At 45.0% G+C, this 13661-nt stretch carries 17 protein-coding genes; 7 read left to right on the top strand and 10 right to left on the bottom strand.

The genetic code is table 11. The features are described 5' to 3' along the window. Positions 1–255: 255 nt before the first annotated feature. The 5 genes from pstB to QUB70_RS21425 all read right to left on the bottom strand — a co-directional run bounded on the left by pstB (position 256) and on the right by QUB70_RS21425 (position 5838). On the bottom strand, positions 256–1107 hold the full coding sequence (gene pstB, locus QUB70_RS21445; RefSeq protein WP_332983309.1) for a phosphate ABC transporter ATP-binding protein PstB: 852 nt from the start codon (positions 1105–1107) through the stop codon (positions 256–258). Between the two features lie 106 nt (positions 1108–1213). Next, positions 1214–2194, bottom strand: coding sequence for a phosphate ABC transporter permease PstA (pstA, locus tag QUB70_RS21440; protein ID WP_332983308.1), 981 nt, complete (start codon positions 2192–2194; stop codon positions 1214–1216). Between the two features lie 2 nt (positions 2195–2196). Beyond that, positions 2197–3198: a phosphate ABC transporter permease subunit PstC gene (gene pstC, locus QUB70_RS21435; protein ID WP_332983307.1), complete on the bottom strand. Its 1002-nt coding sequence runs from the start codon at positions 3196–3198 to the stop codon at positions 2197–2199. A 190-nt stretch (positions 3199–3388) separates the two neighbouring features. Then, entirely contained in the window at positions 3389–4417 is a 1029-nt protein-coding gene (gene pstS / locus QUB70_RS21430; RefSeq protein WP_332983306.1) for a phosphate ABC transporter substrate-binding protein PstS, read from the bottom strand. Positions 4418–4680: 263 nt separating this feature from the next. Beyond that, a complete protein-coding gene (locus QUB70_RS21425) occupies positions 4681–5838 on the bottom strand; it encodes an NYN domain-containing protein (RefSeq protein WP_332983305.1) in 1158 nt (385 codons plus the stop codon). Positions 5839–5916: 78 nt separating this feature from the next. Between QUB70_RS21425 and QUB70_RS21420 the strand changes: the two genes are divergently transcribed. The 5 genes from QUB70_RS21420 (at position 5917) to QUB70_RS21400 (ending at position 8993) form a co-directional block, all read left to right on the top strand. Then, complete coding sequence (locus QUB70_RS21420) at positions 5917–7425, top strand: UbiD family decarboxylase (protein WP_332983304.1); 1509 nt, start codon at positions 5917–5919, stop codon at positions 7423–7425. Positions 7426–7687: 262 nt separating this feature from the next. Then, positions 7688–7897 (top strand): type II toxin-antitoxin system HigB family toxin, encoded by a 210-nt coding sequence (locus QUB70_RS21415; protein WP_332983303.1) that lies wholly within the window; start codon positions 7688–7690, stop codon positions 7895–7897. Positions 7898–7950: 53 nt separating this feature from the next. Further along, on the top strand, positions 7951–8184 hold the full coding sequence (locus QUB70_RS21410) for a hypothetical protein (protein ID WP_332983302.1): 234 nt from the start codon (positions 7951–7953) through the stop codon (positions 8182–8184). Between the two features lie 76 nt (positions 8185–8260). Further along, a complete protein-coding gene (locus QUB70_RS32735; RefSeq protein WP_442927803.1) occupies positions 8261–8530 on the top strand; it encodes a DUF6888 family protein in 270 nt (89 codons plus the stop codon). Continuing rightward, a complete protein-coding gene (locus QUB70_RS21400) occupies positions 8520–8993 on the top strand; it encodes a DUF6887 family protein (RefSeq protein WP_332983299.1) in 474 nt (157 codons plus the stop codon). Before QUB70_RS32735 ends, QUB70_RS21400 begins: the two co-directional genes overlap by 11 nt. A 148-nt stretch (positions 8994–9141) precedes the next feature. On the opposite strand, the gene QUB70_RS21395 is transcribed toward QUB70_RS21400, so the two are convergent. The 3 genes from QUB70_RS21395 to QUB70_RS21385 form a co-directional block, all read right to left on the bottom strand. Beyond that, positions 9142–9462 carry a hypothetical protein gene (locus QUB70_RS21395; RefSeq protein WP_332983297.1) on the bottom strand — a complete coding sequence of 107 codons (321 nt, stop codon included), beginning with the start codon at positions 9460–9462 and terminating at the stop codon, positions 9142–9144. Positions 9463–9771: 309 nt separating this feature from the next. Further along, the gene (locus QUB70_RS21390; protein WP_096831645.1) at positions 9772–9984 is read right to left on the bottom strand and encodes a helix-turn-helix domain-containing protein; all 213 of its coding nucleotides are present in this window, start codon (positions 9982–9984) and stop codon (positions 9772–9774) included. A 20-nt stretch (positions 9985–10004) separates the two neighbouring features. Continuing rightward, positions 10005–10217, bottom strand: coding sequence for a helix-turn-helix domain-containing protein (locus QUB70_RS21385; protein WP_006635455.1), 213 nt, complete (start codon positions 10215–10217; stop codon positions 10005–10007). Between the two features lie 130 nt (positions 10218–10347). Here QUB70_RS21385 and QUB70_RS21380 point away from each other — a divergent pair, with 130 nt between their 5' ends. Next, entirely contained in the window at positions 10348–10587 is a 240-nt protein-coding gene (locus tag QUB70_RS21380; protein ID WP_332983296.1) for a hypothetical protein, read from the top strand. A 286-nt stretch (positions 10588–10873) separates the two neighbouring features. Then, on the top strand, positions 10874–11629 hold the full coding sequence (locus tag QUB70_RS21375; protein ID WP_332983294.1) for a DUF4058 family protein: 756 nt from the start codon (positions 10874–10876) through the stop codon (positions 11627–11629). 128 nt (positions 11630–11757) lie between these two features. On the opposite strand, the gene QUB70_RS21370 is transcribed toward QUB70_RS21375, so the two are convergent. Both QUB70_RS21370 and QUB70_RS21365 read right to left on the bottom strand, forming a co-directional pair. Then, the gene (locus tag QUB70_RS21370; protein WP_332983293.1) at positions 11758–12456 is read right to left on the bottom strand and encodes an energy-coupling factor ABC transporter ATP-binding protein; all 699 of its coding nucleotides are present in this window, start codon (positions 12454–12456) and stop codon (positions 11758–11760) included. Continuing rightward, complete coding sequence (locus QUB70_RS21365) at positions 12453–12725, bottom strand: hypothetical protein (RefSeq protein WP_332983291.1); 273 nt, start codon at positions 12723–12725, stop codon at positions 12453–12455. The genes QUB70_RS21370 and QUB70_RS21365 overlap by 4 nt, the downstream gene beginning before the upstream one ends. Between the last annotated feature and the right edge of the window lie 936 nt (positions 12726–13661).

The raw sequence follows: 13661 nt of genomic DNA, 5'->3' as shown, positions 1-13661 counted from the left end.
CATAACTATAGCAGGCAAGATGCCAGCTCCACAAAAATATTTGTCTGTTGTGGAACAGGCATCTTGCCTGTTCTGAAGACATAACTATAGCAGGCAAGATGCCAGATTCACAAAAATATTTGTCTGTTGTGGAACAGGCATCTTGCCTGTTCTGAAGACATAACTATAGCAGGCAAGATGCCAGCTCCACAAAAATATTTGTCTGTTGTGGAACAGGCATCTTGCCTGTTCTGAAAGAGGTTCAAGATGTAAGTATTAACCGAAACGACCTTGAATGTAATCCCTCGTACTCGAATTGCTTGCAGACGTAAAAATCCGACTTGTCGGCCCGAATTCCACCATGCGGCCGATGCGGCTTTCATCAGTATTAAAAAATGCCGTGTAATCAGAAACGCGAGCCGCCTGCTGCATATTGTGCGTGACAATCACAACAGTTAACTCCTGCCGCAAAGTCTGAAACAAATCCTCAATCTTCATCGTAGAAATCGGATCTAGAGCAGAACAAGGTTCATCCATCAGCAAAATTTTCGGCTTTACAGCCAAAGCGCGAGCAATACAAAGTCGCTGCTGCTGTCCCCCCGAAATGCCCTGGGCAGATTTCTTTAAATTGTCTTTCACTTCATCCCAAAGCGCCGCACTTTTCAGTGCAGATTCCACAATTTCATCTAATTCGGCTTTGCTCTTGCGGCCGAAAATCCTGACTCCGTAAGCAATATTATCGTAGATGCTCAGCGGAAAAGGATTCGGTCTTTGAAACACCATCCCAATTTGGCGGCGCAAACTATTAATATTGACTTTCGGACTGTAAATATCCTGTCCAAAAAACTCAACTCTTCCTTTAATTTGAACTTTTCCCTCCAATTCACCAATCCGGTTGAGAGCTTTGAGAAAAGTGGATTTGCCGCAACCTGAAGGGCCGATAATCGCCGTCACTTGCGGGTGAGGAATATTCATCGACAAATTTTCCAGAACTTTGTGCGTTCCGTAGTAGAAACTCAAGTCTTGAACCCGCAATGCTGGCATCGCATTCGGGTCGATTTCCTGAGCACGATCTTCTACCAATTTTTCGTCATATTTGCCTGCTTTCAAGTTACTTTCAAGTGTCATAATTTTCGATTTTTTAGTGTTAGTATTAGACCTTGAGAGAGGGATAAATAGTTAACTATTTATCCCTCATTCCTTTTTATTCTCATCTGCAAAAAATGGGAGTAATTTATCTATCTTGCAAGCGTTTACGTGTCACCGCACGGGATGCCAAGCTAGCAATCAAAACTATTCCCAAAAGGACTGAGGCAGCAGTCCAGGCTAATTCATTCTGCTCTTTGTAAGGAGAACTGGCATAATTGTATATTAATACTGACATAGAAGGAGTCGGAGTCAGTAGTGTTCCGGGAATTTCTTGGAGTTTCGAGATAGTTTCTGCACCAATCGGAGACTGAGATATTTCTCCTAATTTTTCAATTAAAGGAGGCCAAAATTGGCTGGACAAGGCAGTTACGATTAGCGGTGCGGTTTCACCGGCGGCGCGGGAAGCTGCTAGCAAAACGCCTGTGGTAATTGTTGGGAGTGCGGAGGGAATTATAATCTTAAAGATAGTTTGAAAGCGTCCGGCTCCCAAACCTCCCGAAGCGAGGCGGTAAGAAGTAGGGACTAGCTTTAATGCTTGTTCTGTTGTCAGCGCGACAACGGGAAGCATAATGATACCCAGAGCGATACCCCCAGCTAATCCTGAAAATACTTTGGTGGTAATGACAATTAAAGCGTAGGTAAAAACACCGACAACGATCGAGGGAACGCTGCTGAGAATGACGGTGATAAAGCGGATGATATTTGCGATCGCTTTATTTTCTCTACCAAACTCTGACAAAAATATTCCCGTCATTACGCCGATTGGTACGCTAAATAACGTAGCAATTCCTACCATTAATGCTGTGCCAAGAATCGCATTAGCAAAGCCGTTTGCCTGGTCTTCAACTCCGACGGGTGCGGGCAGAGAAACTAAAACTTCCCAGCTCAAATGTGTTAATCCTTCCCCCAAAATTTTGTACAAAATAGCGAACAGAGGCAGCAGAGCCAAAGCTGTAAAGCCAAAGGCGATAACTGTCATTCCTTGGCTAAAAAAGTTTCTGCCTAGGGACAGGGGGTTGTAGATTTCTGCATCCTCGATACTGTTGGATTTTTGTGCTTGAATCATGTTTAATTCTTGGCTCCCTTGACACCGATTAGCTGAACCAACAATACTGCGACTGCGTTCACCAATAGGGTGATGACAAATAGAATTAGCGCTAAATACATTAAAGAGCCGATGTGTAGCGGTTCTTGAGCTTCCCGAAATTGACTTGCCAAAACAGCGGGAATTGAGTAGGCTGGAGCTAGAAGAGATTTGTTGATTTGAATTGAGTTGCCAATTACCATTGTGACTGCCATTGTTTCACCTAAAGCGCGTCCCAATGCCAAGATTGTTGCTCCGATAATTCCTGAACTTGCTGCTGGTAGTAGCAGCTTAAATATTGTTTCCCAACGGGTGGCACCGAGGGACATGGAAGCACTTCGCAAATCTACTGGAACTGACAGCAATACGTCGCGGCTGATGGCGGCTACTGTTGGCAATATCATAATTGATAAGAGTATCCCAGCGGGCAACATTCCTGGCCCCAAGGGTTCGCTGCTGAACAGGGGAAACCAACTGAAATTGTTAAATAGTGATTGCTGTAAAGGTAGCAGAAATGGAATGAGAACAAAGATTCCCCAAAGTCCAACTATGACGCTGGGAATGGCTGAGATTAATTCAACCATGAATCCCAAGGGCGATCGCACCCAAGCTGGCAAAAAGTTCTCGCTAGTAACTATAGCCACGGAAAGTCCTAGAGGAATTGCGATGATTATGCCGATCGCAGAACTAATCACAGTACCGTAAATAAACGGCAAAGCCCCAAACTGCAACTCGCCAATATCCCACTTGGGATTCCACAAAAATGAGAGTCCAAACTTTTGAATAGCAGGCCAAGCGTCTTTAAAAATGATCGCGCTCATCCAGAACAGCGTACCCGCTGTCCCGATGGCAAAAGCCCATACAAACAGTGTAAATCCTGACTCGATCCATAAACCTTCGCCCGAAGTATCTGTCAAGTCTACTTCTGTGTTTATTTCAGCCGGTTTGCGAGTTGATTTTTTCGGTTTCTTTGAAGGATTGGTCATACCGGAATTATTGCGTAAAAACTGAAATAGTTGCTGGGAAAACAAGTAATTCTAATGGCTGCGCACCTGGTTTGTAGGGTGCGCAGCGCGCACCTTACACAGTAAATTTAGCGCACATTAACCTGATAATTTATGAGCTTTGAGTCATACATTTAACTCGTCAACTCATAACCACGTGCAATCGACTAAATCAACCTTTGGCAAGCACACTCTGATTTACTGTTTGAATTACCTTTTGAGCTGTAGCCGAAGGAATTGAAGTAAACTCTAGCTGTTTGTTGATACCTTGGCCTGTAGTCATTACCCAATTAACCATCTTTTTAATAGCATCTGCTTTTGCCGCAGGATACTCTTTGTAGATTAACAGCCAAGTCAAGCCAACAATCGGATAACCGTCGTTAGGATTTCCTTCTACTAAGAAGAAGTTTGGTGGGAATGTTTCCCCTACAAAAGCTTTCTCTGCTTCTGCCAAGTTAGCATCTACAAACCGGCCAGCTTTATTTTGAATAAATGCTGTCTGAAGCTTGTTTTGCCGAGCGTAAGTATCTTGAACGTAGCCAATTGCACCGGCCGTTTGTCTGACCAAACCTGCTACACCAGCGTTTCCTTGACCGCTGACAGGGCTTCCGGGCCAACTCGGTTGAGTGGCACCTTTGATGCTGCTGCCGATCGCCTGCAAGTGATTAGCAAAAATAAATGTAGTACCGCTACCATCTGCCCGTACAGCTACTCGAATCGCAGTATTTGGCAAATTTTTAGCTTGTCCAGCAATTCCCGCTATTTTCGCATCATTCCAGCGAGTAATTTTACCTTCAAAGATGCCTTTCATCGCATCGGAGCTCAACCGTAGATTGTTTACCCCAGGCAAATTGTAAATAACTGCAACAGCCCCACCAGCAGTGGGAACAGCAATGACACCCCGCTTTACCTGAGCTATTTGTGCAGGAGTCAGCGGCGCGTCGCTACCTGCGAAATCCACAGTCCCTGCAATTAATGCTTTGATGCCAGCACCACTGCCAGTTGCTTCGTAGTTTACAGTAATTTGATTTGCACTTCTCATCTGAGAGAAGTAGCGATCGTACAAAGGTTTCGGAAAAGTGGCTCCCGAACCGTTTAGTGTAATGGCAGCTACAGCGGAACTAATCAAAGTCAGCGAAAATGCTGCTGCTGCTAGTGTCACTATAAAACTACGTCGCCAACGTCCTGTGAAAAAATTCATACTCCTCCTCTCCCTTAATAGCCGGCTTTCTAAATCTACGACCTAGGATAGACTGAAATCCCTAACAAAAGACATAGTAAAGAATAAGCTTGTTTTAAATTATGGTTAACGGTAGATTAAGCTTTTAATTATTAAAAAATGGCAGCATAAACAACGATCTTGTTTTAAATTTTGGTTAACTTTAGATTAAGTCGTATTTATAAAAAACATAGGGAAGTGCGTTAAGCCAAGGTATCCTGCACGGAATCGCCACTTAATACTCTTTACCCTTCTTCTGAAATTTCAATTTTTGACCTAATTGCCACTTGATGTTCGCCCCCGATCAAAGTCACTTGAAAAACGGAATGTCGAGACTGCAAAAATTTTATTAAACTGTAATTAGACAAAAAATGTTTTACAATTACATCGGCATGACACCGATATTTCTTTAAAAACAATTTCTTAATTTTTATCACAGAAATAGCATCCTCTTTATACTCAACTATCGCCGCCTCAATCATTTGTAAAAGTATTTTTTCTAAATCATCCAGCGAATCAATGGCAATTGCATTAGCAGGTAAGGTTTCTGCAAACTTCTGGAGTTCAATATTTTGAGTGACAACAAGAGGAGGTAAAGGTTCTTTCGCCGCCGGGGTAACTTCCTTTCCCGCTGACTGCAACAGTGCTGCTGCGTTAGAACTTGTAAAATCCAATGCGAGAGTGCGGCGCTCTTGAAAAAGCTCAACTAAACTAGAAAACCGAGCTATTCGATCCTCGATAGACTTGTGTTCAGCCTTCAACAAATCGGCAATTTGATTGGCCAAATCTTCAAAACTCGGAATTTCTGCTTCCTCTTTGCAAGAATAGTGCTTGCTCTCCCCAGTCAGACGATTTTCTACAGACAAGACAGCATTTTGACGGCGCACCCGAAAGACAGTCAATCCATGATTTTGCAATTGATTGCAGAGGTGATTTAACAAACCATCAGAAGAACAAACAAAAACTTGTCTAACGGCAGGATATCTGTATAAAATAGCAGCCCCAAAGGCAATCATCTTACCATCAGCACTGTTAGCACCGCCCGGAGCGTGAATTAGTTCGTAACCGCGATCGTACAGTTCAGTATCCAGCTTGCCCGCGATCGGGTTTTTCCAGTTAGCAAAAGCAATCTTAACTTGCAGGGGATAGCTGCACAGACTGGCTAAAAACTTTTCCGTATTAATGTCTAGTTTCAAGTTTTCTGCATCTAGCAATAAAATCGCAATTCCCCGATCGCACTCTGCGCTTGTTACTGGGGCGATCGTACTTTCCCCGCAGCCGCTGTTAGACGGAGGCAAAGACTCAAACAATTTTTGGCGGCTAACTTGGGACGGATAAAACTGCCGGCGCCGGGAACGACGGCTGTTGTGAAATCGATCGGGGGAGCGTCGGGGATTTTTCATTAACTGACAATCGCAGCTTAACTTGTGGCAGTCGATCGCCCCATAATAACAAAAGAACGTTAACAATTCTTAAAAAAAATGGCTAGAGACTTGCGGGGATTCCTAAAACTGCTAGAAGAACGGGGACAACTGCGCCGGATTAGCGCCTTAGTCGATTCCGACCTCGAAATTGCCGAAATTTCCAACCAAATGCTGCAAAAAGGCGGCCCCGGACTGCTGTTTGAAAACGTCAAAGGGGCCGAATTCCCCGTCGCGATTAACCTGTTGGGTACGGAACAGCGGGTTTGCTGGGCGATGAACATGGAAAAGCCGATCGAACTAGAAGAGCTCGGCAAAAAACTGGGAATGCTGCAACAGCCAAAACCGCCGAAAAAGATATCCCAAGCCATAGAATTCGGCAAAGTCCTGTTCGACGTAGTAAAAGCCAAACCAGGCCGCGACTTCTTCCCAGCTTGTCAGCAAGTGGTAATTGAGGGAGAAGGGCTGGATTTGAACAAAATCCCGATGATTCGCCCTTATCCGGGAGATGCGGGCAAAATTATCACCCTAGGTTTGGTAATTACCAAAGATTGCGAAACCGGTACGCCGAATGTGGGGGTTTATCGGTTGCAGTTGCAGTCAAAAAACACGATGACTGTACACTGGTTATCTGTCCGGGGCGGGGCGCGGCACTTGCGGAAAGCGGCGCAGGCTGGTAAAAAGTTGGAAGTTGCGATCGCCCTTGGAGTCGATCCCCTGATTATTCTCGCCGCAGCAACCCCAATTCCTGTAGATTTATCGGAATGGTTATTTGCGGGACTTTACGGCGGTTCCGGCGTGCAATTGGCGAAGTGCAAAACCGTAGATTTGGAAGTACCGGCGGACTCGGAAATCGTGTTAGAAGGAACGATTACCCCCGGTGAAGTTCTGCCCGACGGGCCCTTCGGCGATCACATGGGTTATTACGGCGGCGTGGAAGATTCGCCGTTGGTGCGGTTCCACTGCATGACGCACCGCAAAGACCCGATTTATCTGACCACATTTAGCGGGCGGCCGCCGAAAGAAGAAGCAATGATGGCGATCGCGCTTAACCGTATTTATACCCCTATTTTGCGGCAGCAAGTATCGGAAATTGTCGATTTCTTTTTACCGATGGAAGCGCTGAGTTACAAAGCCGCAATTATCTCCATTGATAAAGCATATCCCGGTCAAGCGCGCCGGGCTGCTTTAGCATTTTGGAGTGCATTACCGCAGTTTACTTACACTAAGTTTGTGATTGTTGTCGATAAAAGTATCAACATTCGCGACCCGCGTCAAGTGGTGTGGGCAATTAGTTCTAAAGTCGATCCGGTTCGGGATGTATTTATTCTGCCAAATACGCCTTTTGATACGTTAGATTTTGCGAGTGAAAAGATTGGTTTGGGAGGCAGAATGGGGATTGATGCTACTACGAAGATGCCGCCGGAAACCGATCACGAATGGGGGGAAGTTTTGGAGTCCGATCCGGATGTGGCGGCGATGGTAGAAAGGCGTTGGGCTGAGTATGGTTTGGCTGATTTGAATTTGGGAGAAGTCGATCCAAATTTGTTTGGTTATGAGATGAGGTAGGGAATCAACCGTAAAATCTGAGATATCGCACATCCTCGATCGACCTGTAGGGGCGGGTTTTTCCAACCATTTATGACACAGATAGACAATCTCAAAAACCCGCCCCCACCCAACGAAAAATCGCAAGTTACCTCTAATCATTATGCTAAAATTAAATTGGAATTACACAAAACGTATATCTCATCATGAGTAAAACGCCAAGAATTAAAGAGGAGGAGGCATGAGCAAATTAATATGCACGTGATTACCCGCAAAAGGCTGAATGATTTTGCCAAACTTCATCCAGCCAGATATACAAAATGCCTTGCTTCAGTGGTACAAACTCGTCACACAAAATGAATTTGCGACCTTCGTTGAACTTCGCGAAATATTTCCATCTGCCGATCGAGTAGGGAAATTGACTGTCTTCAACATAGGAGGGAATAAAGTTCGACTGATTGCGGGTATTCATTACAATCGGAAGAAAGTCTAAATTCGGGCGGTATTAACTCACGCAGAATACGATGAAAAGAGGTGGAAAGAATAATGCAAAGTCTTAATCTAGAACAAACAATTTCTGCTTGGTCATCTCTTACTAAAACGGTTTTTGTCCCTCACACGGAACAGGAATACAAGCGTTTAGTCGAACTACTAGATAACCTGATCGATCGAGTGGGCGAGAACGAAAATCATCCCCTTGCTTCGATGATGGAAGTTATTGGTGTCTTAATCGAAAACTATGAAGCCGAATATGTTCCTGAGTTAGAAGAGGTTGCATAACCCACTATTTCACATGGACTTATGCACTCCGACAAAGAAACCGGGTTTTTACCGAGTCTTTGCACTCTAAGGAAGTATTCTCGAAAAAACCCGGTTTCTGGGTTCCTATGCAAGAGTTTTATTATATTCTAAAGTTTGTGTCACAATTGAGGAACGAACGATTAATCCCACTGACGAACAAGCCCAAGCCTGTCTGCGCGTCTGCCAGATGTTCTCTAACTACTATAAGGATATTCAGCTATTCCGCTTTGACCCAGAAAGTCGCGAAGTTTACATTTTCGTAAGCGACGAATTGCAAATTATGGTCTTCCGATCGGGCAACTGGAGTTTTTTAGATGAAACCTAATTTTAATGAAATGACAGTTCCTGAACTCAGGAAATACGTGCTAACACACCGGGATGATATGGAAGCTATCCGGGCATTATTTCATCATCCGAGTCTGAAATACCAAGAAATGCCTCCTTTAGTGACTGGAGATGGTATGCCAATTGCCGAAAATATTCGCATCGCTGAGGAAGCAATTAAGAAAAGAGTTGAAATCGATCGCGAAAAACAACAACAACGGGAAAAAGCACAGGAGGATAAATTACGCCTAAAATTAGAACGGGAAATTGAGCAAAAACTTAGAGCAAAAATTGAATTAGAAGTCGAACAGAAGTTGCAGGAAAACTTAGAAAAAGAAATTGAGGCTCTGATAAGTGCGATCGCCCAATTTTTAACATCGACTAGCGGCTTGAGTTCAAGATTAGCAACGCCGATCGCACTTTTGGCAATTCGTGCCGGAATTGAAGATTTTGGCGATTTCTAGAATGGGCGATCGAATTAATGCGATCGGGAATTACACATCACACCAAAGCGGTAGGGTGCGTCAGAAAAGGTAATTCTGAATCATCATTCCTAATCTAATAATGTGTCCAATCACTGGACACATATACCCTGGGCAACTTACCGATCTCTTAATTTTGTCCCGGTGCATTGGGATTGTTAGATGGCTGATATTTATAACTGAGTTCCAGTGCATTGCAAAAGCTATTGAGGCTATTGAGCAAAGCATTGTAGTAAAGATAAGCATCGTCCCGTTCATCTTGAAGACGACCATACAAGGTCAGCTCTGGTTCTGGGACTAGACGATCCTTGGGAACATCTAAGCCTGCTTCGGTTAAGCGCGTTGCTGCGATCGCAACTAACAATGACCCAACGGTATTTGTTTTACCCTTGTGAAGATCGTCGAGTCCAGGCAGGATTAACTCTGCTCCGGGTAACTCATTGAGACTCATGATTTCCTCTCCTCTTGATTACCTTCAAAACGCTCGATGAAGTTCTCGACTTTGCTTCTGAGAACATCAGTATCGAGAGAGGGAAATCGGATTAATTCGGGCGCAATGGCTTCAAAACAATCCCGTAGCTCTCTCAAAGATAATAATTTCTGTTCGTAGAGTCAACGTTTGGACGCATATATTGAGTGCGATCGGGACTTGTGCGCTGCGCCAGAGAAACCGGGTTTTTACTGAATCTGCCGGCTGTAACGAAGTATTCAAGGAAAAAACCCGGTTTCTGACCACCCGTGCGATCGCGAACTAATCAGTTTATTGTTCCAAAATCTCAACCAAATCTTCGATCGCAATATCGAACGCACGGGCCATCTTGTCCAAAGCTGTGTAGTCAACGGTAGCCATGCCTGGAGAATTGGCATAGGTAATGATCGTGGTATATGGAATACCTGTTCTTTTGGAGACTTCTGTCAGATTCCAACCCTTCTCTTGAGCAAATTCTCGAACTCGCAGCCTAATTCGTCCCATATTCCCAACGATAAATCAGTCTACTCTTCCAAAATCTCAACTAAGTCTTCGATCGCAATATCAAACACGCGAGCCATTTTGTTTAGAGCCGTATAATCTACAGTTGCCAGTTTGGGAGAATGGGCATAGCTTCTAACCGTACTGTAAGGAATGCCCGATCGCTCAGAAACTTCTTTCAACGTCCAACCCTTCTCTTCCGCTAGTTCTCGAACCCGCAATCGAATTAGACCCATCTTGCACTTGACAGTTGATACGAACGTATCATAAGCTTGTGATTATCAAATAAGCGATCGCCCTCGGACCTGAGAAATCTAGAGCGATCGCCTTTCATTCACCACCCACAAAAGTGGGAAGGATTTTCCTATGATACCAAAACAACCGACATATCGCGATCGACTTCAACCTTGGCATCTAATTCGCCACCTGCCCAACTGTCAGCGGTTAACAGTCGCCCGTTTCGCCCGCCGTCCCGATGCCGAATCTTACCTAAATGCACTGCGCCGCTTAATGCCCGCAGTCCCGCATACAATTGTGTTCGTAAATGCGGTGTCGGTAAATGAAACCAGCGTGCCAATTCCGATGCAATTGCCGATCGAACGTTAAAGCGATCGAACTGATATCTGGCGTTTGTTGTCACATTCCGGCAGGGGTTTAAACCCCTGCCTCATAGCGAAAGTCCACGCTTTGTGGACTGAAAAAAAAGGATTAAAAAAAAGATTTCAGTTGAGATTTATTGCTTTTTTAGTCGTCTTCAGACGACTTTAGCTATGAGACGGGGGTTTAAACCCCCGGCGGACTGTTGCAATAAATGCAAGATGTGCGATCGACCTAATTGTTCCCAAAAAGTCTTGTTAAACTAGAAATAGATTTGAGTCAAGGAGTCACATCAATGCCATCTCCCTTCCCCGGTATTGACCCATATTTAGAACATCCCGAACTCTGGCCGGGAATACATCACTTGTTAATCAATCAAATTGCTAGATTTTTATCTCCTCAACTGCGTCCTAAATATTTAGTTGATGTAAAAGTAAGAATCTATGAAACTCCTGATGACGATACTCTGCTAATTAGCATTCCAGACGCAACAATATCAAACCCAGAAGTTACAAGACTGCCAACCCAGCCAATAAAAGTAACTCTTCCCGTGCCTTTCCCAAGGCGGGAAGGATATTTAGAAATTAGGGAAAGAGAAACAAAAGAATTAATAACAGTTATTGAAATCCTATCACCTGCGAACAAACGCGCCGGAAAAGGACGTAAAATTTACGCAGAAAAGCGAGAGGAAATTTTAGGAAGCCGGACTAATTTAGTGGAAATTGATTTATTGCAGCTCGGGCAAAAAATGCCCATTATTGAGAACAATATTGATAGCCAATATCGGATTTTAGTTTGTCCGGGAAATCACCGCCCTTTCGCCGATTTGTATGCTTTTAACTTACAAAACCCGCTGCCAGCCTTTCCTTTGCCGCTGCGAGCGGGCGATACCGAACCTATCATCAATTTGCAGGAAATATTCACTCAAATTTACGACATAGCAAGTTACGACATGAAGATAGATTATCGCAACTGGGAAGTCATACCACCGCTGTCAGAAGCCGATACAATTTGGGCAGATGCTTGGTTGCGCGATCGAGGATTGCGATGAATTTAGATAGATTAATCCGGTTAATTATCACAAATACTGTAGGGGCGGGTTCACCCTAATCTACAACACAAGTGAGAAATTCAGATAAACCCGCCCCGGCCGCGACTGTGACTCAAATTGCTCGATCGCTAAACATCTTGGCTTTGCATCAACCGCTGTTTCAAACGCGCCGGATCTCCCCGATCGACAACTTGGCCCTTTTCCAACAAAAAAGCCCCATCACAATAATTCAACTCATCCAAACGGTGAGTCACCCACAAAGCCGTAATCCCGCGATTCTTCACCAACCGCTGCACCGCCGCCACCAAATCCAACTGAGAATCAGGATCTAACAAAGCCGTCGGTTCATCCAACAGCAGAATTTCACAGTGACGGGCGATCGCCCCAGCAAGAGCAATTCGCTGCTTCTGGCCCCCACTCAAAGCATAAATCGGCCGCCGCTGCAAATCCAGCAAATTCACAGCCTCCAAAGCCTCCGCCACCCTCGCCCGCACCTGAAGGTTAGAAAGCTTTTCCTCCACCAAACCAAAAGCCACATCCGCACCCACCGTCGGCATCACCAATTGGTGATCCGGGTTTTGGAACACAAAACCCACCCGCCCGCCCAAGTCAATTTCTCCCGACTGGGGGTGCAGCAGCCCAGCCATCAGCCTCAACAGCGTAGACTTGCCGCTGCCGTTAGTGCCCAAAAGCATCCAAAACTCGCCCTTCGGTACATCGAGAGAGCAACCTTGCAAAACTCGATCGCCCGACGGCCAGCAAAAACACAAATCTCGCACAGCAACGGCTGACTGGTTCATATCGGCACCAACACCCCCAGCCGTCATTCTGCTGCCGACATCGAGACAAAACCCGGGGATCTGCCTGTAGATGATGCCCCCGATTTCTGAGAAACCACCACCCCAGAAATCTCGCTGCTGAGCACAGCCACCTTTTTCTCAGGATTTTTCTCGCAAGTGAGTTCCAAAATTTGCGGTTGGGAGTTGCCAATCGCCTCTAAAATTTGCTGGTAAACAGTCTCAGCGTCCTCCTGCAACTTCCGCTGCACCGACAGCGATACGGGCGTGTTCTTCACAATGATGTCAATGCTGAACATATAGTCTTAAAAACCTAAATCGGGAGCTCTATCCTCAGTATATATATAGGACTTACCCACGGAAACCCAGTTTCTTAGAAAAATCAGAGGTTGAGGGCGATATATCTACGAAGCCACCGGGCTTCTGACGCAAAGCGCAGAGACTCCTATATATTAGAATTTCCCCAATGCAGGGCAAAGACTTCGGGGACTTCGAGGGCTTCGGGGACTTCGGGGACTTACGACAAGTCAAGATCCGGAAGTTTTTTAAGAAATACTTGCTCTTGTAAAGAATTACCTCTATAATCGTCAATACGGTAAAGAAAAGTAAACTCTGTTCATAATCCAATTTGTTTTCTGCGTAGCAGAGGTAACATTTGGAGAATCGGACTAGACACAGATCCGTTGTAATTATATCCATTTGGAGATTTGCGTAGTCAGTAACTCAGCCCTAAAGGGACTGAGCTTGTAAGAGAAATCAAGCAAGCTGTACTGACCAGCCTAAGTCTTAACTGACTACGTTATTTGAGTCACGACACCTGGGAATGCGAAGCTAGTTCTCTGCTCTGTCATCTGCAATTAAACAGTTCTAAAGTCACTGGAACAGTGTTGCAGGTCTAAAAAGCTCTTATAACATTGGCGAAGCTAACATTACCCCGCAAGGGAGGCTACTTTGGTAGCAACTTTCGTAGCGATGCGTACAGGGTGAAAAGTTTGAGCGGCAATTGTCCCGTTGAAAGTGCAATACAAAAGCACACCGAACCTAGTAATCCCAAGGCGGTCGCTGCACCAAATTTTAAGACCAAGGGGAATAAATTCCCACGAGTCGTTTTCCTCTCAGGGCTAAAGCCACTGAGTTTCCCACATACCTACCGTGAGGTTTTTATGACAATCGCAGTCGGACGCGCCCAGACCGAAAGAGGCATCTTTGATGTCCTCGACGACTGGCTCAAACGC

Source organism: Microcoleus sp. A003_D6, assembly GCF_036702825.1.
Lineage (GTDB): Bacteria > Cyanobacteriota > Cyanobacteriia > Cyanobacteriales > Microcoleaceae > Microcoleus.
This window is presented reverse-complemented; position numbering and strand designations above follow the sequence as displayed.